Annotated in this window: 20 protein-coding genes and 2 riboswitches; of the genes, 17 read left to right on the top strand and 3 right to left on the bottom strand. The window is 37.5% G+C overall.

What is annotated here, in order from left to right; genetic code table 11:
* Positions 1–19: 19 nt before the first annotated feature.
* From LG296_RS16350 to LG296_RS16340, 3 genes are read left to right on the top strand one after another with little or no spacing between them, the layout of a single operon-like run.
* Positions 20–223, top strand: a complete 204-nt coding sequence (locus tag LG296_RS16350) for a PLD nuclease N-terminal domain-containing protein (protein ID WP_107935224.1) — start codon at positions 20–22, stop codon at positions 221–223.
* A 23-nt stretch (positions 224–246) separates the two neighbouring features.
* Positions 247–1,128 carry an ATP-binding cassette domain-containing protein gene (locus LG296_RS16345; RefSeq protein ID WP_404427229.1) on the top strand — a complete coding sequence of 294 codons (882 nt, stop codon included), beginning with the start codon at positions 247–249 and terminating at the stop codon, positions 1,126–1,128.
* Positions 1,125–1,904, top strand: a complete 780-nt coding sequence (locus LG296_RS16340) for an ABC transporter permease (RefSeq protein ID WP_107935222.1) — start codon at positions 1,125–1,127, stop codon at positions 1,902–1,904. The genes LG296_RS16345 and LG296_RS16340 overlap by 4 nt, the downstream gene beginning before the upstream one ends.
* A gap of 56 nt (positions 1,905–1,960) precedes the next feature.
* Here LG296_RS16340 and rlmD read toward each other — a convergent pair whose 3' ends face one another.
* Entirely contained in the window at positions 1,961–3,322 is a 1,362-nt protein-coding gene (gene rlmD / locus LG296_RS16335; protein ID WP_404427994.1) for a 23S rRNA (uracil(1939)-C(5))-methyltransferase RlmD, read from the bottom strand.
* A gap of 195 nt (positions 3,323–3,517) precedes the next feature.
* Positions 3,518–3,651, top strand: a riboswitch (FMN riboswitch).
* 181 nt (positions 3,652–3,832) lie between these two features.
* Positions 3,833–3,967, top strand: a riboswitch (FMN riboswitch).
* Between the two features lie 124 nt (positions 3,968–4,091).
* Here rlmD and ribE (LG296_RS16330) point away from each other — a divergent pair.
* Genes ribE (LG296_RS16330) through ribE (LG296_RS16320) form a run of 3 tightly spaced genes read left to right on the top strand, consistent with a single transcriptional unit; the run spans position 4,092 to position 5,866 of the window.
* Positions 4,092–4,730 (top strand): riboflavin synthase, encoded by a 639-nt coding sequence (ribE, locus tag LG296_RS16330; RefSeq protein ID WP_107937091.1) that lies wholly within the window; start codon positions 4,092–4,094, stop codon positions 4,728–4,730.
* An 18-nt stretch (positions 4,731–4,748) separates the two neighbouring features.
* Complete coding sequence (ribB, locus tag LG296_RS16325; RefSeq protein WP_107937093.1) at positions 4,749–5,378, top strand: 3,4-dihydroxy-2-butanone-4-phosphate synthase; 630 nt, start codon at positions 4,749–4,751, stop codon at positions 5,376–5,378.
* 20 nt (positions 5,379–5,398) lie between these two features.
* Positions 5,399–5,866 carry a 6,7-dimethyl-8-ribityllumazine synthase gene (ribE, locus tag LG296_RS16320; RefSeq protein WP_107937095.1) on the top strand — a complete coding sequence of 156 codons (468 nt, stop codon included), beginning with the start codon at positions 5,399–5,401 and terminating at the stop codon, positions 5,864–5,866.
* Positions 5,867–5,907: 41 nt separating this feature from the next.
* Here the strand turns inward: ribE (LG296_RS16320) and LG296_RS16315 are convergent, their stop codons facing one another.
* Positions 5,908–6,699 (bottom strand): polysaccharide deacetylase family protein, encoded by a 792-nt coding sequence (locus LG296_RS16315; RefSeq protein ID WP_107937097.1) that lies wholly within the window; start codon positions 6,697–6,699, stop codon positions 5,908–5,910.
* A gap of 166 nt (positions 6,700–6,865) precedes the next feature.
* On the opposite strand from LG296_RS16315, the gene recX reads away from it, so the two are divergent.
* Genes recX through LG296_RS16300 form a run of 3 tightly spaced genes read left to right on the top strand, consistent with a single transcriptional unit; the run spans position 6,866 to position 8,274 of the window.
* Positions 6,866–7,675 carry a recombination regulator RecX gene (gene recX / locus LG296_RS16310; protein WP_107937099.1) on the top strand — a complete coding sequence of 270 codons (810 nt, stop codon included), beginning with the start codon at positions 6,866–6,868 and terminating at the stop codon, positions 7,673–7,675.
* On the top strand, positions 7,668–7,997 hold the full coding sequence (locus LG296_RS16305) for a YfhH family protein (protein ID WP_107937101.1): 330 nt from the start codon (positions 7,668–7,670) through the stop codon (positions 7,995–7,997). The genes recX and LG296_RS16305 overlap by 8 nt, the downstream gene beginning before the upstream one ends.
* A 1-nt stretch (position 7,998) precedes the next feature.
* Positions 7,999–8,274: a YfhJ family protein gene (locus LG296_RS16300; protein ID WP_107937103.1), complete on the top strand. Its 276-nt coding sequence runs from the start codon at positions 7,999–8,001 to the stop codon at positions 8,272–8,274.
* Between the two features lie 85 nt (positions 8,275–8,359).
* On the opposite strand, the gene LG296_RS16295 is transcribed toward LG296_RS16300, so the two are convergent.
* Positions 8,360–9,346 (bottom strand): metal-dependent hydrolase, encoded by a 987-nt coding sequence (locus tag LG296_RS16295; RefSeq protein WP_107937105.1) that lies wholly within the window; start codon positions 9,344–9,346, stop codon positions 8,360–8,362.
* Positions 9,347–9,484: 138 nt separating this feature from the next.
* Between LG296_RS16295 and mutY the strand changes: the two genes are divergently transcribed.
* The 8 genes from mutY to LG296_RS16255 all read left to right on the top strand — a co-directional run bounded on the left by mutY (position 9,485) and on the right by LG296_RS16255 (position 18,851).
* On the top strand, positions 9,485–10,540 hold the full coding sequence (gene mutY / locus LG296_RS16290; RefSeq protein ID WP_107937107.1) for an A/G-specific adenine glycosylase: 1,056 nt from the start codon (positions 9,485–9,487) through the stop codon (positions 10,538–10,540).
* A 67-nt stretch (positions 10,541–10,607) separates the two neighbouring features.
* Positions 10,608–10,796: a hypothetical protein gene (locus LG296_RS16285; protein WP_107937109.1), complete on the top strand. Its 189-nt coding sequence runs from the start codon at positions 10,608–10,610 to the stop codon at positions 10,794–10,796.
* Positions 10,797–11,092: 296 nt separating this feature from the next.
* Positions 11,093–11,641, top strand: coding sequence for a DUF402 domain-containing protein (locus LG296_RS16280; RefSeq protein ID WP_107937111.1), 549 nt, complete (start codon positions 11,093–11,095; stop codon positions 11,639–11,641).
* Between the two features lie 273 nt (positions 11,642–11,914).
* A complete protein-coding gene (locus LG296_RS16275) occupies positions 11,915–13,660 on the top strand; it encodes an ABC transporter ATP-binding protein (protein ID WP_107937113.1) in 1,746 nt (581 codons plus the stop codon).
* A 387-nt stretch (positions 13,661–14,047) separates the two neighbouring features.
* Positions 14,048–15,073 carry an ABC transporter ATP-binding protein gene (locus LG296_RS16270; protein ID WP_404427228.1) on the top strand — a complete coding sequence of 342 codons (1,026 nt, stop codon included), beginning with the start codon at positions 14,048–14,050 and terminating at the stop codon, positions 15,071–15,073.
* Positions 15,045–16,013, top strand: a complete 969-nt coding sequence (locus tag LG296_RS16265; RefSeq protein WP_107937117.1) for an ABC transporter ATP-binding protein — start codon at positions 15,045–15,047, stop codon at positions 16,011–16,013. Before LG296_RS16270 ends, LG296_RS16265 begins: the two co-directional genes overlap by 29 nt.
* A 118-nt stretch (positions 16,014–16,131) precedes the next feature.
* Positions 16,132–17,769 (top strand): ABC transporter substrate-binding protein, encoded by a 1,638-nt coding sequence (locus tag LG296_RS16260; RefSeq protein ID WP_107937119.1) that lies wholly within the window; start codon positions 16,132–16,134, stop codon positions 17,767–17,769.
* A 77-nt stretch (positions 17,770–17,846) separates the two neighbouring features.
* The gene (locus LG296_RS16255; protein ID WP_107937121.1) at positions 17,847–18,851 is read left to right on the top strand and encodes an ABC transporter permease; all 1,005 of its coding nucleotides are present in this window, start codon (positions 17,847–17,849) and stop codon (positions 18,849–18,851) included.

The raw sequence follows: 18,851 nt of genomic DNA, 5'->3' as shown, positions 1-18,851 counted from the left end.
GACAAAATGGAGGAGAAATATGAACGAAATATTAAACGGGATTCCATGGGGAGTAATCGCTCCAATTCTTGTAATTCAGTTATTACTGGTAATAATTGCGTTAACCTCATGTATAAGAGCGGAAAAGACAAACGGACCGAAATGGTTATGGATCCTTGTTATTCTATTCATAAACATTATAGGACCTGTCCTTTACTTTGTCATTGGAAGGAGAAATGATTAATGGAATTGCTGAGGGTAACCAACTTGGTCAAAAAATATGGCTCTACAAATGCAGTAAATGGGCTTTCCTTTCATATTGATGAAGGTAGATGTGTTTCACTACTTGGAGCTAATGGAGCCGGAAAAACCACAACGTTGAAAATGCTTTCGGGTTTACTCGAGCCAACCTCCGGAAGTATTTCGTTTCAGGGAACTAAGCAAAAGGACATTAGACAATACATTGGTTACTTGCCCCAATACCCCTCTTTTTTCAATTGGATGAGCGGTAAGGAATTTCTTGTTTTTACTGCTGAGCTAGCGAAATTAAATCGAAAAGAAGCAGAAGAAAGAAGTGAAGAATTACTGGAACGTGTTGGCCTACTGGATGCGAAGAAAAGAAAAATCGGCGGATATTCAGGTGGCATGAAGCAACGACTCGGTTTAGCACAAGCACTTATTCATCGTCCTAAATTACTAATATTAGATGAACCTGTTTCTGCACTTGATCCACTAGGGAGAAGAGAGGTACTGGACATGATGCGGGAGATAAAACAAGAAACAACCGTTATTTTCTCCACCCATGTACTTCACGATGCACAAGAAATTAGCGACGACATTATTATCATCAATGAGGGAGATATCGCAATTTCAGGGGAATTAGAAAATGTGATAGAGCAGTACAGACAACCAATTATTCAAATTGAATTTGATTCTGATGCTTCTTCATGGATAAAAGAAGTCGAAAGTTATAGCTTTGTATCAGAGGTAAATATTCAAGGGAATGTAGCGAATATTAGTGTGACTGATATGGCGAAGGGGAGACACATTCTTTTAAATGAAATCGTAAATCAAAATCTACCTATTAGAAAGTTTGAGCTGGCACAAACAACATTAGAGGATTTATTTATGAAGGTGGTGAAGGCATGACACAATGGAGGGTACTTTATCGCAAAGAACTAATGGAAATGATAAGGAATTTTAAACTATTATGGATTCCTCTAGTTTTTATATTACTCGGTGTAATGCAGCCAATTAGCTCCTATTATATGCCGAAAATGTTAGATACTCTCGGAGGTTTACCGGAAGGCACAATAATTGAGATGCCACTTCCTACAGGAGCGGAAGCATTGATGAGTGTTATTTCAAATTATGGAATGCTAGGGATTCTAATTCTTGTACTGAGTGCAATGGGAATTGTTTCAGTTGAAAGACAAAATGGGGTAGCGGGAATGGTCATGAGTAAACCAGTTCCGTATTCTTCTTATATTTTATCGAAGTGGGCAGGATTAGTAACGATAACATTATTGTCATTTTTTATCGGTTATCTTGCTTCATGGTACTATACGAATTTACTGATTGGCTCAGTAACACCTGACCGTATTTTTCAAAGCTTTGCTATCTATGGTTTATGGTTAGTATTTGTAGTGACTTTGACATTGTTCTTTAGCACGGTTATGAAGGGGAGCGGAAGTGTTGCCTTCATATCAATCTTAATCATCGCTACTATTTCAATAGTTACTTCTATATTTAATGAAAAAATGAAGTGGAGTCCGGCAACGTTAACTGGACATACAGGTTATTTGTTGCAATCAGGAGACGTTCAGCCGAATTTCCTAGCGACTGTACTTCTAACTGTTGCTTTAATTGTCCTTATTCTCTACTTCACTATTCAAATCTTTAAAAATAAAGAGATTTTAGAATAAATTCACAAGAAAAGAACCGCTCCAATTCAAATTTGAGGCGGTTCTTTTCTTGTATTTTATTTATTTTTTAAAGTTAATTTTGCTACAATTTCAACTCGAGCTGTTTGTGGGAACATATCAACTGGTTGAATATAGTCAACTTTATAAAGCTTTGTTAGTTCTTGTAAATCCTTTGCAAATGTTGAAGGGTTACAAGAAGTATACACAAAACGTTTTGGTTTAATTTTCATAACAGTTTTGATAAAACTTGGTGCTAGTCCTGTACGCGGAGGATCCACTGTTACGACATCAGGAATAAAGCCCTCGCGGTTCCATTTTGCTAACCATTCCTCTGCTGTGCCTGTGTAGTAACGTGCGTGTTTATATCCATGGTTGCGAGCATTTCGCTTAGCATCATCAATGCTTTCAGGAACGACATCCATTCCTCGAACTTCTTTTGCCTTTGGTGCGAGCCATAAACCGATTGTTCCAACGCCACAATAAGCATCGACTACTTTTTCTTTACCAGTTAACTCAGCAGCCTTTTTAATTTCATCATATAGATGAACTGTTTGCTCAGGATTTAATTGGAAGAAAGCACGAGAAGATAAATCAAATGCAAGCTCGCCTAATTTTTCGTGAATGGTTTCTTTTCCATGAAGGAGGATTGTTTCATCGCCAAAAATAAGGGATGTTTTTTCACGATTAATATTTTGTGTAATTGAAACGATGCTTGGATCGATTTTAAGCATACGTTCAATAAGCTCTTGTTTATGTGGAATGTCTTTTCTAGTTGTTACTAAACAAACCTGTGTTTCACCTGTTTGAATGGCAGTACGAACTACAATGGTTCTTACTAAACCGTCTAAAGATTTCCCATCAAAGATTGTGATATTTAGTTTTTGTAATATTTTACGTGTCGCAACAGTTATTTTTGAAGTTAGTGGATGCTGAACTTCGCAGTCATTTATGTTCAACAGCTTGTTTGTTCCCTCTGAAAAAAGACCTGCATAAACACGTTTACCTTCTTTACGTACCTGGAAGGAGCTCTTGTTTCGATAATGACGAGGATTGTCCATTCCAATCGTTGGGCGAATATCCGTTGTTTCAGCAATAGACTTCACATATTTTTCGAGAGATTGGATAACCATATCTCGTTTTTCTTTTAGTTGTCCCTCATATGTTAAATGCTGTAGCTGACAACCGCCACACTCATTATATACAGGGCAGCTTGGTTCTTGGCGGTCTTTTGAAGCTTTACGTATAGTAAGAACATCCGCTTCAGCAAAATTATGCTGTACTTTAGAGACCTTTACCGTCACTTCTTCACCTGGAAGAGCACCTTTTACAAAGACCACATTGCGCTTATAAAAGCCAACACCTTCACCATTAATGCCTAATCTTTTTATAGTTAAAGGAAATTTTTGTCCAATTTCCATCAATACTTTATCGCTCAAAAGCGTTCACGTCCTTTAATAGTTCATCTAAACATTATAACGGAGCTCGAACTGAAAGCAAATGGATAAATATTTCCTACATATTCAGGTGATCCCTTTTTACTGAATAGAGAATTGTCCGATTTTTTCAATGGATAATCTATCGCATTCATGTTATCGTTGTAGCAATTAAATAAAAAATTCCTTCGGGGTCGGGTGAAATTCCCAATCGACGGTGATGAAGGCAAGCCTTCTAAGCCCGTGAGCTCTAATGAGCAGGATTTGGTGCGAGTCCAAAGCCGACAGTATAGTCTGGATGGGAGAAGGAGTAAGCTTAAGCAAAGGTTACTAGCTTAACGAGATTGGTATTCTCGGTAGGCTTAGTTTTCTGTAGGCAAAAACTTTAAAATGAATTTTTTAATGGTCTTATTTGCTATAGCTTTTTTAGCACGCTTTTTAATCCCGTCAACCAAAATGACGGGATTTTTTATTTAATCAATGCTTAAAGTAAATAATGTCCTTCGGGGTCGGGTGAAATTCCCAATCGACGGTGATGAAGGTAAGCCTTCTAAGCCCGTGAGCTCTAATGAGCAGGATTTTGGTGTAAGTCCAAAGCCGACAGTATAGTCTGGATGGGAGAAGGATGAATTTTGGTAGGCACTTTTTGAAAATGTTAATTTCAAAAGGTTTATTTAAGCTTGCCATAAATACTCCCAAACTCCTTAGGAATTCTTAAGGAGTTTTTATTTTTATTTAGAAATGAGGTGAGTAGATGTTTACGGGCATTATTGAGGATCAAGGTAGAGTAACAGCTATCAAAAAAGATGAGAGCAGCATGCAATTAACTATTTTCTCGCCAAAGATTGTTTCAGATGCAAATTTGGGTGACAGTATTGCAGTAAATGGGGTATGCCTGACAATTACCCAATTTAACAATGAAGAGATGACAGTTGATGTCATGCCTGAAACAGTAAATTCAACAACTATCCATATGTTAAAGTTGAATGATTTTGTGAATTTAGAGCGTGCAATGAGTGCTAATGGCAGATTCGGGGGACATCTTGTTTCCGGACATGTCGATGGTGTAGGCACGATTAAAAGCAAAAGACCTATTTCAAATGCTTTCTATATTGAAATAGAAGTAGCTAAGGAAAACCTGACAAATTGTATTCCAAAGGGCTCCATTACAATTGATGGAACAAGTCTTACACTTTTTAAGGTTTCACATAACAGTGTAACGGTTTCACTAATCCCCCATACTTATGCTGAGACAGTTCTGGGAAGAAAAGGAGCAGGAGAAAAAGTCAATATTGAAACTGACATGCTTGGTAAGTATGTTCTGCATCATTTAAAGAGGACTGAAAGCACATCTAACATAACAATGGACTTTTTGAGACAAAACGGATTCTAGAAAGGGTGGTGGAATTACATGCTAAATACTATAGAACAAGCCATACTCGATTTAAAATTAGGCAAGATGATCATAGTAGTAGACGATGAGAATCGTGAAAACGAAGGGGATTTGGTAGTTCTAGCTGAATTTGCAACTCCAGAAAATATTAACTTTATGGCTACTTATGGACGAGGGTTAATTTGTACACCAATTACTGAAGAGCTAGCAAGGAAATTAAATCTACCAGCCATGGTTGATAATAATACAGATAATCACCAAACAGCATTTACAGTGAGTGTAGACCATATCGAAACCACAACTGGTATTAGTGCTTACGAGCGGTCCTTTACAATTCTTCAAATGATTAATGCGAATGCAGCGCCTAATCAGTTTAGAAGACCTGGACATGTATTCCCGCTTGTCGCAAAACCAAACGGAGTATTAGAAAGAAGAGGACATACAGAAGCTGCAGTTGATTTAGCGAAAGTCTGTGGAAGTTATCCAGCAGGGGTTATTTGTGAAATTATGGGGGATGATGGGGAGATGCTTCGTTTAGATGGATTGATGAATTTTGCTAAACAGCACGGCTTAAAAATCATATCCATAGAGGATTTAGTCAGCTTTTGTGAAAAACAATACACAAATTTATCAATCATAACAGAATGAATTCGGAGGGATCTTTTAAGATGGGGAAATTATTTGAAGCTAATTTAATCGGAACAGATTTAAAAATAGGAATTGTTGTTGGTCGTTTTAATGACTTTATTACTTCACAATTACTAAACGGGGCACTTGATGGCTTAAAAAGACATGGGGTTGCAGAAGAGCGTATTGATATTGCATGGGTTCCGGGGGCTTTTGAGGTGCCATTTATAGCTAAGCAAATGGTAGAAACAGGTGAATATGATGCCATTATTGGATTAGGAACTGTCATACGCGGATCTACAACTCATTATGATTACGTAAACAATGAAGCAGCAAAAGGGATTGCAAGTGTATCACTTAATTCAAATGTACCGGTCATTTTCGGTATTGTAACAACGGAAAATATCGAGCAAGCAATTGAAAGAGCGGGAACAAAGGCAGGGAACAAAGGTTACGATTCAGCAGTATCTGCAATTGAAATGGCCAATTTGAAAAAGATGTTCAAATAACAATAACTAAGGGATTCTCACAAAAATGAGAATCCCTTAATTTATTCCAGCACTTGGTCCATTACTAAATCATCGATCGAACCAAAGGAATAGCCTTCCTTTTTCGCCGCCTTGATAAACTTCGGAAGTGCATCAGCATTATACTTCGCTACTGTATGCATGAGGATAACGGCACCAGGATGCAATTGATCCATCAACTCGTCATAAGCATATTGCCATCCGACATTTGCATCATCATTCCAATCAACAAAGGCAGTGTCCCAAAATATATAGGTATAGCCGTGATTGTTTCCAAGCTCCAAAATTCTCTCATTAAAAATTCCTTTTGGAGGACGAACGTAATATGTACGTTTTTGTCCGGTTGTTTCCTTTAATCTTTTATCGAATTTTTTTAATTCCTTTAGTACGCCTTCATCCGATAATTTTGATAAATCAGGGTGTCCATATGTGTGATTTCCAATGAGATGTCCTTCATCAATCATTCTATTTACTAAGTCACTTGCACTTTCTAAGTAATGGCCAGCTAAGAAGAATGCTGCAGGTACATCTTCTTTTTTTAATGTATCCAAAATGGATTCTGTATAACCGTTTTCAAAGCCGCTATCAAAGGTTAAGTAAATTGTTTTTTTATTTGGATCTCCAGTATAGAAAGCACCGTAGTTCTTTAAGATTTCATCAAAGTTAGCACCTGCATCAACAGGCTTGCCATCCTTCGATTTAGTAAAGCCCCAATAGTACGAATTTGCACTTGCGACATCTGGTTTAACTAAGCAAAAAGCAATAGCAAATACAATCGCACATAGTGTTAAACCAGAAATGTGACGTTTCCACATAAAGAATTATAGCCTCCTTTTTGCTTATATTGTGCGAATTTAGTTTCTTTATGCTAAGCAGCAAACAATTAATTTTCAAAGAATCAGGAACTCATATTTCTAAAAAAACTCTAAAATGAAACAATCTAAAAAAACATGTATACTAGCTTTAGAAGGAGTGTTTGTAATGCAAGTCATATCTAAAATAGGACGACAAAAAAACAATCCAGAACGGTATAATATTTATTTGAATGATACATATGCATTTGCTGTAGATGAATCAACACTTATAAAGTTTGGCTTAACTAAGGGAAAAGTACTCGAACAATTTGATATTGACGAAATTACCTACGAGGACGAAATTTCAAAAGCCTTCAACCGGGCGTTGAACTTTTTAAGCTATCAAATGCGCAGTGAATACGAAGTGAAAAAAAAGCTATTAGATGCAGGTTTTGGAGAAGCTGTTGTATTAGAAGCAATTAGAAAACTTGAAAAGTTAGGCTTTCTAAATGATGAAACCTATTCAAAGGCTCTTTTGGAAACGAAAAAGAAAACTGCAAAAAAGGGTCCAAGAGCTATTAAACAAGATTTAATCAAAAAAGGAATCGATAAAGAAACACAAAATAAAGTGCTTGATTCTTTTTCCCATAAAGAACAGCTTGCTATCGCTATGGAGCTTGCAGAAAAGGCGATTCGAGCCAATCAAAATAAAACGCCAATGCAAATTAAACAAAAAATTCAGGATGTTTTAATGAGAAAGGGCTATTCTTTTTCAATTACAAACGAAATACTTGACCAAATTAAGCTAGAGCGAGAAGATGATGATTGGTATGAATTGATTGAGAGTCAGGGGAATAAGCTTTGGAGTAAATATGCTTCCAAGCTTACTGGGATTGATTTAAAAATGAAGACAAAACAAGCCTTATATCAAAAAGGCTTTCCAATAGAAGTAATTGACCGTTTTTTATCAGAGAAGGAGATTGAAGAAAATGACTGAAAAAAGCTATGCAGAAATGACAGAGCAAGAACTGAGAGAAGAAATTGCTAAGCTGAAAGAAAAAGCAAGAAAAGCTGAACAACTTGGCATTGTAAATGAATATGCTGTATATGAAAGAAAAGCTACTATGGCAGCTGCTTATCTAATCGATCCAAAAACCATCGTAAAAGGTGAAATGTATCGAATCGATGGCGCACCAGGTGAATTTTTTAAAGTTGAATATTTGAAAGGTCGCTTTGCATGGGGCTATCGTTTAGGTGGAGATCGTTTTGAGGAAGCATTGCCAATTTCAATTCTTTTACCGATGAAGGCAGGGAAATAATATGAATGCAAATCAATCGATAGAGCAGCTAACTCAGCTTCTTGCTGAGAAAAACGCCAATCTCTCTGTTAACAAGGCACGTACATGGATTGAACTATTATGGTCCGATTTCGAGTCAACGTATGCGAAAGCTGGCTATGATTATCGTGGAGCAGAATACACAGAAAAAATCATTCAGCAATGGATCACAAGCTACGGCGACAAAATCCATGAATTTGTAGGCAGAAATCCAAAGTATGCACATCTCTTACATGATAGTGATGATACAGTTCAATAGAAGGAAGTATAGAAAAAGGAGTTGTCCTAGACATTAGGACAACTCCTTATATTTAGTACTGATACTAAAAGCTTCGAAAGCAGCTTTAGTCACTGGCTCCAATCTGAAGCTTCTGTTGTAATTTATCTTCACTAAAAATCCAACCAGTGTAGGAATTGACAATATTAAGCTCTTCATCGAGATGAGCTACTGCAACAAAGGGATAATGATCATTACTTCGATAACGCAGGTCGATGAGGCGAACCTCAGTTAAACCATTTTCGAGCTCGGAAATCTCCCATCGGTATAGTGGTGAGAAGGAAAGGAATGCGCTTAAGTTAGAATCCTCCAATGCTTTTTCAACAATTGGCGTTTTTGGAAGTGGGTGAATTTCAAACTTATCATAGATGTTAATAGTTCTGCCATATGCTCGCCCGACATAATAATGAGTTTTTGATTTTGCTGCTACACGCCAATTGAAAAACCGCATTGTTGGGGCCACAATAACATAATCTTCATCCTGAATTGCATGATGAACAGCTCTTTTAACGGCAGCCTGTAATACAAAGCGCAAAATGTAATAGCCGATTATAATCAAATACATGATAATGAATGTTTTTACAGGATCAAAACCGAATGCCCAAAGTAAAATTCCAACACAGTGAATCCCAAAAATGATAGGATCAAAGGTGTTAATAACACCGAGGGCAACCCACTTTTTCGAAAATGGTCTGAGAGCCTGTGTACCATAGGCGTTGAATATATCTACAAATACATGTAGAAAAACCGCAAGAAAAGTCCAGAGCCATAGGTGTAAGATATTTGCTTCATGGAATATTAAACTAAGCAAAGCAGTAATTGCAATGGGCCATAATAGTACTGCCGGTATAGAATGAGTTATACCACGGTGGTGGCGAATATAAACTGCGTTATTTCTTAATTTTAATACGGTATCGACATCAGGTGCTTGTGAACCAATTATTGTTCCTGCCATTACAGCAGCAAAACCCATTGAATTATTTGCTACAACTGGGTCTGCTAAGGCTAAACCACCTAAAGCAACGCCCATTACTAAGTGTGTGCCTGAATCCATTGGTATCAACTCCCCGTATATGGAGGATTTTGGCCATATACTTGCCATTTTGTTTGAAAATAGAATTTTGTAAATTTAAAGAACGCTATAATTATTATACCCGAAATTTATAATTTAAAATCGTTAGCGGAGGATATTATGAATTATCAATATACAAATGAGTTTCGACTGAATTTAGTGGAATGGTTTAACAAAGAGAAACGAGATTTACCTTGGAGACGGACATCGGATCCCTACAAAATATGGGTTTCGGAGGTTATGCTCCAGCAGACAAGGGTTGATACGGTTATCCCATATTACAATCGCTTTTTAGAGAAATATCCTACTTTACAAGACCTTGCTTTTGCTCCTCAAGAAGAGTTATTAAAAATGTGGGAAGGTCTCGGTTATTATTCCCGTGCCCGAAATTTACAGGCAGGTGTGAAAGAGGTTGTAGAAAAATATAATGCAGTGGTCCCTGACAATCGCCATGACATCTCTAAGCTAAAAGGTGTTGGTCCATATACAGCAGGGGCAGTTTTAAGTATTGCCTATCAAAAAGCGGAGCATGCAGTAGATGGGAATGTCATGCGAGTATTAAGTAGGGTGCTACATATAGAAGAAGATATTGCCTTGCCCAAAACGCGTAAAGTGTTTGAGGAAGCTGTAGAGATGCTGATAGATGAACAGTACCCAGGGGATTTCAATCAGGCCTTGATGGATCTTGGTGCTATGATTTGTACGCCAACTTCCCCAAAATGCTTACTTTGCCCAGTGCGAGATTATTGCATTGCTTTTAGTGAAGGTGATGCAGATAAGCTGCCTATCAAATCGAAAAAAGTCAAAACCAAAAAAGTACAGTTTAAGGTTTTTGTTGCAATGAATCAGGAAGGGCAATGCTTACTAGAGAAACGCCCGAGCGAGGGACTATTAGCTGACATGTGGCAATTCCCGATGATTGAGGTAACTGAAAAAGCCGATAGCGAGGAAGTATTCCAGGAAAATTACAATGTTCAGATTTTAAATCACATTGATAAAGAATTATTGAAGTTTAAGCATATTTTTTCACATCTAACATGGGAGTTGGAATGCACTCAGGTACAGATTGAACAAAAAAGTGAGCTGCCTGATGCCGTACAATTTCTTACAATTGAACAAATAAAGGCTTTACCCATGCCAGTGCCAATGTTGAAAATTTTGAATGTTCTGAATTAACTTATTTTAAGTTTGTCGAATAATCTGGTAGCCTTCCGTCAACAATATTTTTACGGAGGTGATAATCATGGCTAAAAACAACAACCGCAACAACAATAACAACAACAATAACAACAATAACAACAACGAAGAGTTTGCTGTGGATCAAGATTTCCAACAAGCAAGCCAACAAAACCAAAAGCAAAACCAACAAAACAACCAACGCAATAACAACAACAATAACAACAATAACAACAACAACGACAACGACTACTAATTAGTCACCCTAGCTCGAGCTTTAGGTAAAGTGAATTCACTTTTAGGTATAGACATTTACTGTCTATACCTTAATTTTTTAGCTTTAATTTCTGAGCCCATCATACATACATAAAACCGCATTTAATCTAATTTTTGCCAACTTATTTGAAAAATATGTTCTTCAAGCTACAAGTTTTTGATTAGCATTGCTATAATAGAACCTAATAGTTGCTAGATGATTGAAATTTTCAAATTGGACAAAAATATCACCAAGCGATGTAAATACATACATAGAGACGAAAAGGTGGGCTTTACATGACAATACCTATAGAAGGAGAAACGATACAAATACATAGTTATAAACATAATGGTCGCATCCACCGTGTCTGGCAAGAAACGATGGTTCTAAAAGGAACAAAGAATATATTTATTGGAGCAAATGAGCGTACTCTTGTAACAGAATCCGATGGCCGTACTTGGCTAACAAGGGAGCCGTCAATTTGCTATTTTCATGCAGAGCATTGGTTCAATATTATTTGTATGCTTCGTGAGGATGGCGTGTATTACTACTGTAATGTGAGTTCGCCCTATGTCTTTGATAATAATGCGATAAAATATATCGACTATGATCTAGATATAAAAGTCTTTCCGGATATGTCGTATACATTACTAGATGAAGATGAATACGAGCAACATAAAAAAGATATGGGCTACCCAGAAGTAATCGATAAAATTCTAAAGCGTAATGTGAATAAGCTAGAAAGCTGGATCAAGCAAAAAAGAGGCCCCTTTGCCCCCGATTTTATCGAAGTCTGGACAAACCGCTACTTATTTAACAAAGAAATGCAATCAAAAGAAAAATAAGCACTCAAGTCTACTGCCGGCCAGTAGACTTTTTAAATCTAAAAGAAACTGGATTTGTAGATTAGAAATGAGGGAATATGGAGGAATGCATGAAGATACAACTTGTAGACTACTAGGTATGATGTGTAACTAGCGCAGGAAATATCAGAGCTATTACTAAGCGAAAATCACTGTAGATGTAATTACTCCCAAACTAGAGTATAGTGTTAAACAGGTGTCCAAAAACGGGCACCTTTTCATACATTTTGTGTTGTTTATAAAGGAAGTGAAATATTGGATAGTATTAAACGTTATATGCGCTTTGTGAAGCCCTATCGATGGGAGATTCTACTGACCATTTTTATTGGTATTTTAAAATTTGCAATCCCTCTATTTATTCCGATACTCATTAAGATTGTTATTGATGATATTATTGGTGCTCCCGATTTAACAGACAGCGAAAAAATTACGCAGCTCGTTTATTGGTTAGGTGGGACTGTTATATTATTCTTCATCATTCGTCCACCAATAGAATATTATCGACAATATTTTGCTCAGCATGTTGGAAACAAAGTATTATTCGATATTCGTCAGGAATTATTCGGTCACTTACAAAAGTTAAGTTTGAAATATTACGCCAATACACGGGCAGGGGAAGTTATTTCTCGTGTCATCAATGATGTAGAGCAAACCAAAAACTTTATCATGATAGGCTTAATGAATCTTTGGCTAGATGTAGCAACTATCTTAATCGCCATTGGAATCATGCTAGCGATGGATGTAAAGTTAACATTAGTTGCAATCATTGCATTGCCGTTCTTTGGAATAAGTGTGAGGTATTTCTTTGGAAAGCTTCGTGATTTAACGAGAAAACGTTCGCAAGCCTTAGCACATGTTCAAAGCTATCTGCATGAAAGAGTAAGCGGAATAAGTATCATTAAAAGCTTCACTCTAGAAAAGCACGAACAGAATATTTTTGATAAAGAAAATGGAGAATTTTTAGATCGTGCACTAGACCATACAAAGTGGAATGCGAAATCCTTTGCTGTAGTAAACACCATCACCGATATTGCGCCTTTACTTGTAATTGGGTATGCAGGTTATCGAGCAATTCAGGGTGATCTATCAGTGGGGACAATGGCTGCATTTTATGCTTATATTGAACGCTTATATAGTCCATTGCGTCGTTTAGTAAACTCTTCTACAACTTTGACTCAATCTATTGCATCAATGGATCGTATGTTTGAGTTAATGGATGAAGAATATGATGTGAAAGATAAGGAAAATTCACGTGAGCTCCCATCAGTTAAAGGACAAGTGTCATTTGAAAATGTCAATTTCCAATATGAAAAAGATGGTCAAATGATATTGAAAAATATCAACTTTAATATCAAGCCTGGTGAAACTGCTGCATTTGTAGGGATGAGTGGTGGAGGAAAATCAACAATTGTTAGTTTGATCCCTCGTTTTTACAATGTAACGGGTGGAGCTGTTAAGATTGATGATACCGATGTAAATGATGTGGTTATTCATTCCCTTCGAGCACAAATCGGAATCGTTCTACAGGATAATATCCTATTTAGTGATTCTGTTAAACAGAATATTTTAATGGGACGACCTGATGCTACAGATGATGAAGTTATTGCTGCAGCGAAGGCGGCAAATGCCCATGATTTTATCATGACTTTACCAGATGGGTACGATACAAAGGTTGGGGAGCGTGGAGTTAAGCTTTCAGGCGGTCAAAAGCAACGAGTTGCCATTGCCCGTGTGTTCCTTAAAAATCCACCGATACTAGTATTGGACGAGGCTACCTCAGCGCTTGATTTAGAAAGCGAAGCATTAATCCAGGATTCTTTAGAACGTTTGGCAAGTAATCGGACTACAATTATTATTGCTCATCGATTATCTACAATTACACATGCAGATAAAATCTTCGTTATCGACCATGGTGAATTAGTGGAAGAGGGGAATCATGAATCCTTAATGAAGAAACAAGGGGTTTACTATGATTTATTCCAAATTCAAAAATTAGATTAGAGAAGATTTCGCTAAAAATCGCAAAATCTATATGTCTTTATTAGAGATATACTTGAAATATTACTAATTGTTTTTAAAAAATTTACGACAAAAAAAGCTCAAGACAGTCAAATTTCGACTTTCTTGAGTTTTTTTATTTTGCCTAAATTTGCCTTTGATTACCGCGCTACTAAAAGGTTTTGCAAAATTGCAAGTAAGGAGAATTTAGAGAATTAGCGTGATAAAGTAACGAATCTGCGGATTTTTGTCGAAAATATTTTGTGATATTTTCAATTTTTTTAGCATAAAAAATATGAATTACTAGATTACAATCTATCAATTTTTTCAAAGTAATAGAAAAAGGAAAAGTGATACTAGTTTTGACAGTCACTTTATACATGGAGGGACATGATGGAAGGAAACGTACTATTACAAGTAAAAGATTTAGAAACAACATTTTTCACAGAAGATGGGAGAGTCCCTGCAGTTGATCATATTGATTTTCATATTAATGAAGGTGAAATTTTAGGAATTGTAGGAGAGTCGGGGTGCGGAAAAAGTGTAACATCTCTATCAATAATGGGGTTAGTTCCTTCACCTCCAGGGAAAATTACATCCGGTCAAATTCTTCTAGGCGACATAGATTTAACGAAACAAACGGAAAAGCAAATGCGGAAAATTCGTGGGAAAGATGTAGCGATGATTTTCCAGGAGCCGATGACTTCCTTAAATCCTCTCTACACAATTGGGAATCAGCTGACTGAAGCGATTTTATTGCACAACAAGAAATTGAAAAAGAAGGAAGCTGCTAGTAAAGCAATCGAAATGATGAAGTTAGTAGGTTTGCCAAGAGCAGAGGAGCTGATGAAGGACTATCCTCATCAATTATCAGGAGGTATGCGCCAGCGTGTAATGATTGCGATGGCTTTACTATGTAATCCGAAGCTATTAATTGCAGATGAGCCAACAACTGCACTAGATGTAACCATTCAAGCTCAAATTTTAAAATTGATGAAGGAACTTAATAGCCAATTTAAAACGGCAGTTTTACTGATAACGCATGACTTAGGAGTTGTTGCGGAGGTTTGCGAGCGAGTAGTGGTGATGTATGCAGGTCAAATTGTAGAGGAGGCGCCCGTTGCGGAGATTTTTAAAAACCCTCAGCATCCTTATACAAAGGGCTTACTACAGTCTGTTCCTGATATGCGCTACAAGAAGGACAACTTATATTCCATTAAGGGAAATGTCCCGAAGCCCGGTTCTATTGAAATGGGGTGTCGCTTTGCCCCACGTTGTGATTATGCAACAGAACGATGTGTGACAGAGAATCCACCTTTATATGAAGTAAGTGAGATGAATGTGCATAAATCAAGATGCTTTTTACAGGAAACGGAGGGAATCGCTCTTGCAGAACGTGTTGTTGAAGGTCAATAACTTAAAAAAGTATTTTCCAAAACGTACTACTTCTTTTAAGAAAATAAGTCATGTCAAAGCAGTTGATGATGTTTCTTTTGAGGTGTTTGAAGGGGAAACACTTGGCATAGTGGGAGAGTCTGGTTGTGGAAAATCAACCACTGGACGAACAATTATGCGTCTACTAGAACCGACCTCTGGCTCAATTGAGTTTAATGGTGAAGACCTTTCTAGATTGTCTAAAAAAGGGATGCGTCAAAAAAGAAGAGATATCCAAATGGTGTTTCAGGATCCTTACGCTTCTTTAAATCCTAGACATACAGTGCAGAAAATCCTTGAAGAGCCTTTAATCGTTCATGGGATTGGAAATTCTCAGGAACGGAAAGAAAAGGTTGCCGAATATTTAGAGATTGTCGGGCTTGACAGCTATCACGGCAAACGCTATCCACATCAATTTAGTGGGGGACAAAGGCAGCGAGTTGGAATTGCACGAGCTCTCATGACAAACCCAAAGCTTATTATTGCGGATGAGCCGGTATCTGCTTTAGATGTTTCGATCCAAGCCCAAGTGCTTAACTTGATGCAAAGATTGCAGGAGGATTTAAAGCTTACTTATATTTTTATAGCACATGACTTAGGGGTTGTGCGCCATATTAGCGACCGAGTAGCAGTTATGTATTTAGGTAGTGTCGTAGAGTTAGCGGAAAGTGAATCCTTATATGCCGAGCCTCTACATCCATATACACAAGCATTATTATCAGCAGTACCAATTCCTGATCCTACTTTTGAGCGGGAAAAGATGATAATAGCAGGGGACATAGCAAGCTCTGTAACAGATACAGGATGTAAATTTCAGGCAAGATGCCCCTATGCAACCATTACTTGCAAAATGAAAATACCAGATTTAGTAGAAGTCAAACCAGGTCACTCTGTTGCGTGTCATTTATATAGTACTGATTAGAAGTGATTCGAAATCGATATTAGAGAAAAAGTGATTTTGCTAATTCTAGTACTAATCATATTTTTCAAATGATGCACAGCAATGACATATACATTTTAGGGAAATAGGGAGGGTATTTATGAAGAAAAGCAAGCTGTGGTCTTTCGGACTAATTATGTTGCTTGCTCTTTCAGTCCTGTTAGCTGCGTGTAGCGCTGAAGAAGGAACAACTGAAGAGCCAGCAGAAACAAGTGAAGAAACAAATGATGGAACAACAACAGAAGAAACAGAAGAAGCAGTTCCTCAAATTCTAGTTTTTGGTCGTGGTGGAGATTCTGTATCACTAGACCCTGCAATCGTTACTGACGGAGAATCCTTCAAAGTAACAGAAAATATTTTCGAAACATTACTGAACTTTGGAGAACAAGATACAACGATTAACCCTGGTTTAGCACATGACTGGGAAGTTAGTGAAGATGGTTTAGAATATACTTTCCATTTACAAGAAGGAGTTAAATTCCATGATGGCACTGACTTCAATGCTGAAGCAGTTGTGAAAAACGTTGAACGCTGGAAGGGTGGAGCTGAAGAACAGTTCTATTACTTTAACTCAATGTTTAAGGCTGAGGGTAAAGACATCATTGCAAGTGTTGAAGCTACTGATGACTTAACTGTAGTATTCACACTTTCTCGTCCACAAGCACCATTCTTAAAAAATATTGCAATGAGTCCATTTGCTATTGCTTCACCAACTGCGTTTGAAGCAGCAGGAGAGTCATTTGGAGATAATCCTGTAGGTACTGGTCCATTTACATTTGTTGAATGGAAACGTAATGACTCAATCACAGTTGCGAAAAATGAAGAGTACTGGCAAGAGGGACTACCTAAACTTGACACAATTATCTTCCGTGCAATTCCAGATAACTCAGCTCGTTTAAATGCTTTAATGACGGGTGAAATTGACTTGGCTGATGGAGTGAATCCTTCAGATGCTCAGACTGTAGAATCAAACGCTGATTTACAATTGATCGAGCGTCCTTCAATGAACATTGGTTATTTAGGTTTAACAAATACACGTCCACCATTTGACAATAAGCTAGTACGTCAAGCAGTGAATTATGCAATTGACAAACAAGCAATTGTTGATGCTTTCTTCCAAGGTCGTGCTGAGGTTGCGGTAAACCCAATGCCTTCGTCAATCAGTGGCTACAATGAAGAAATTGCAGGATATGAATACAATCCTGAAAAAGCGAAGGAATTATTAGCTGAAGCTGGCTATGACGGTGGAGAAATTGAGCTTTGGGCGATGCCTGTGCCACGTCCGTATATGCCAGATGGACAAAAGGTAGCTGAAGCGATTCAGAAAAACCTAAGTGATGTTGGCATTCCTTCAAAAATTGTTCAATTTGAATGGGCAACTTATTTAGAAAAAGCTAAAAATGGAGAAGCCGATGCATTCTTATTAGGATGGACTGGTGATAATGGCGATGCCGACAACTTCATTTACACATTATTAGACAAAGATACGATTGGTAGTAACAACTACGCTCACTATTCAAACGATGAAGTTCACGAATTGTTAATTGCAGCACAATCTGAAACTGACGAAGAAGTGCGCAGCGATTTATACAAACAAGCACAAGAAATCATTCATGAGGATGCTCCATGGGTTCCTTTGGCACACTCAATCCCATTATTAGCAGGGAAAAAAGGTGTAACAGGTTACCTACCGCACCCAACAGGCTCTGAAAGCTTAGTAAACGTATCTATCGAATAAAACAAACGGTACCAGGTACACAAACAATTCGAAATTGTTTGTGTACCTGGTACAAAACTTAAAAGAGAGGTGAAGTTATGCTTCGTTACATAGGGAAACGGATTTTTCATTTGATTCCTGTGTTATTAGGAATGACCTTTATCGTATTTTTGATTATCCGTGCGATACCTGGCGATCCGGCTCAAGTGATATTAGGGCAGCAAGCTACAGAAGAAGCGACTAAAGCTTTACGAGAGAAACTTGGTCTTGACCAACCGTGGTATATCCAATATTTTGATTACTTAAAAGGGCTTTTAACAGGTGACTTAGGTGAGTCACTTCGAACAAGACAGCCTATTTCAGCAGAGGTATGGCCGTATTTAGCAGCAACAATTGAGTTAGCTGTTTTCGCCATGATTATAGCAGTAATTATTGGCATGAATGCAGGGATTATCTCAGCGTGGTTCCAAAATTCTTGGTTTGACTATATTGCGATGGTTATAGCTTTAATAGGAGTATCAATGCCGATTTTTTGGCTTGGCTTAATGGAGCAATGGGCATTCAGTCTTGAGTTGAAATGGCTTCCAACATCAGGTCGAGAAGAGGTAAGGGACCCAGTACAAGCTATCACCCATTTTAATTTGATTGATACGTTAATAAATGGCCGGATAGATCAATTCTGGTTAACGATTAAGCATTTAATATTACCTGGTATGGCTCTTGCTACGATTCCAATGGCCATCATTGCTCGTATGACACGCTCCTCCATGCTCGAGGTACTGCGATCGGATTATATTCGAACTGCTCGTGCCAAAGGTCAAAGAATGGGCAAGGTTGTTTATAAGCATGCATTAAAGAACGCATTAATTCCGATTATTACGATTATTGGCTTACAAACAGGACTCCTTTTAGGTGGAGCGATTTTAACTGAAACAATTTTCAGCTGGCCAGGAATTGGTCGCTATATTTATGAAGCAATTGGTTACCGAGATTACACAGTGATCCAGTCCGGCATCTTAATCGTTGCCTTTATGTTTGTAATGATTAACCTGATTGTCGATATTCTATATTCAGCTATTGATTCACGAATCAAATATAACTAG

Source organism: Ureibacillus chungkukjangi (assembly GCF_044795995.1).
Lineage (GTDB): Bacteria > Bacillota > Bacilli > Bacillales_A > Planococcaceae > Ureibacillus > Ureibacillus chungkukjangi.
The sequence above is the reverse complement of the archived record's forward strand: the minus strand, read 5'-3'. Positions and strand labels throughout refer to the sequence as shown.

What these genes read in the sequence shown, in the direction of transcription:
- LG296_RS16350 (WP_107935224.1), top strand. Translation starts at nt 20, where the DNA reads ATGAACGAAATATTAAACGGGATTCCATGGGGAGTAATCGCTCCAATT.
- LG296_RS16340 (WP_107935222.1), top strand. Translation starts at nt 1,125, where the DNA reads ATGACACAATGGAGGGTACTTTATCGCAAAGAACTAATGGAAATGATA.
- rlmD (WP_404427994.1), bottom strand. Translation starts at nt 3,322, where the DNA reads ATGGAAATTGGACAAAAATTTCCTTTAACTATAAAAAGATTAGGCATT.
- ribE (WP_107937091.1), top strand. Translation starts at nt 4,092, where the DNA reads ATGTTTACGGGCATTATTGAGGATCAAGGTAGAGTAACAGCTATCAAA.
- ribB (WP_107937093.1), top strand. Translation starts at nt 4,749, where the DNA reads ATGCTAAATACTATAGAACAAGCCATACTCGATTTAAAATTAGGCAAG.
- ribE (WP_107937095.1), top strand. Translation starts at nt 5,399, where the DNA reads ATGGGGAAATTATTTGAAGCTAATTTAATCGGAACAGATTTAAAAATA.
- LG296_RS16315 (WP_107937097.1), bottom strand. Translation starts at nt 6,699, where the DNA reads ATGTGGAAACGTCACATTTCTGGTTTAACACTATGTGCGATTGTATTT.
- recX (WP_107937099.1), top strand. Translation starts at nt 6,866, where the DNA reads ATGCAAGTCATATCTAAAATAGGACGACAAAAAAACAATCCAGAACGG.
- LG296_RS16305 (WP_107937101.1), top strand. Translation starts at nt 7,668, where the DNA reads ATGACTGAAAAAAGCTATGCAGAAATGACAGAGCAAGAACTGAGAGAA.
- LG296_RS16300 (WP_107937103.1), top strand. Translation starts at nt 7,999, where the DNA reads ATGAATGCAAATCAATCGATAGAGCAGCTAACTCAGCTTCTTGCTGAG.
- LG296_RS16295 (WP_107937105.1), bottom strand. Translation starts at nt 9,346, where the DNA reads ATGGATTCAGGCACACACTTAGTAATGGGCGTTGCTTTAGGTGGTTTA.
- mutY (WP_107937107.1), top strand. Translation starts at nt 9,485, where the DNA reads ATGAATTATCAATATACAAATGAGTTTCGACTGAATTTAGTGGAATGG.
- LG296_RS16285 (WP_107937109.1), top strand. Translation starts at nt 10,608, where the DNA reads ATGGCTAAAAACAACAACCGCAACAACAATAACAACAACAATAACAAC.
- LG296_RS16280 (WP_107937111.1), top strand. Translation starts at nt 11,093, where the DNA reads ATGACAATACCTATAGAAGGAGAAACGATACAAATACATAGTTATAAA.
- LG296_RS16270 (WP_404427228.1), top strand. Translation starts at nt 14,048, where the DNA reads ATGATGGAAGGAAACGTACTATTACAAGTAAAAGATTTAGAAACAACA.
- LG296_RS16260 (WP_107937119.1), top strand. Translation starts at nt 16,132, where the DNA reads ATGAAGAAAAGCAAGCTGTGGTCTTTCGGACTAATTATGTTGCTTGCT.
- LG296_RS16255 (WP_107937121.1), top strand. Translation starts at nt 17,847, where the DNA reads ATGCTTCGTTACATAGGGAAACGGATTTTTCATTTGATTCCTGTGTTA.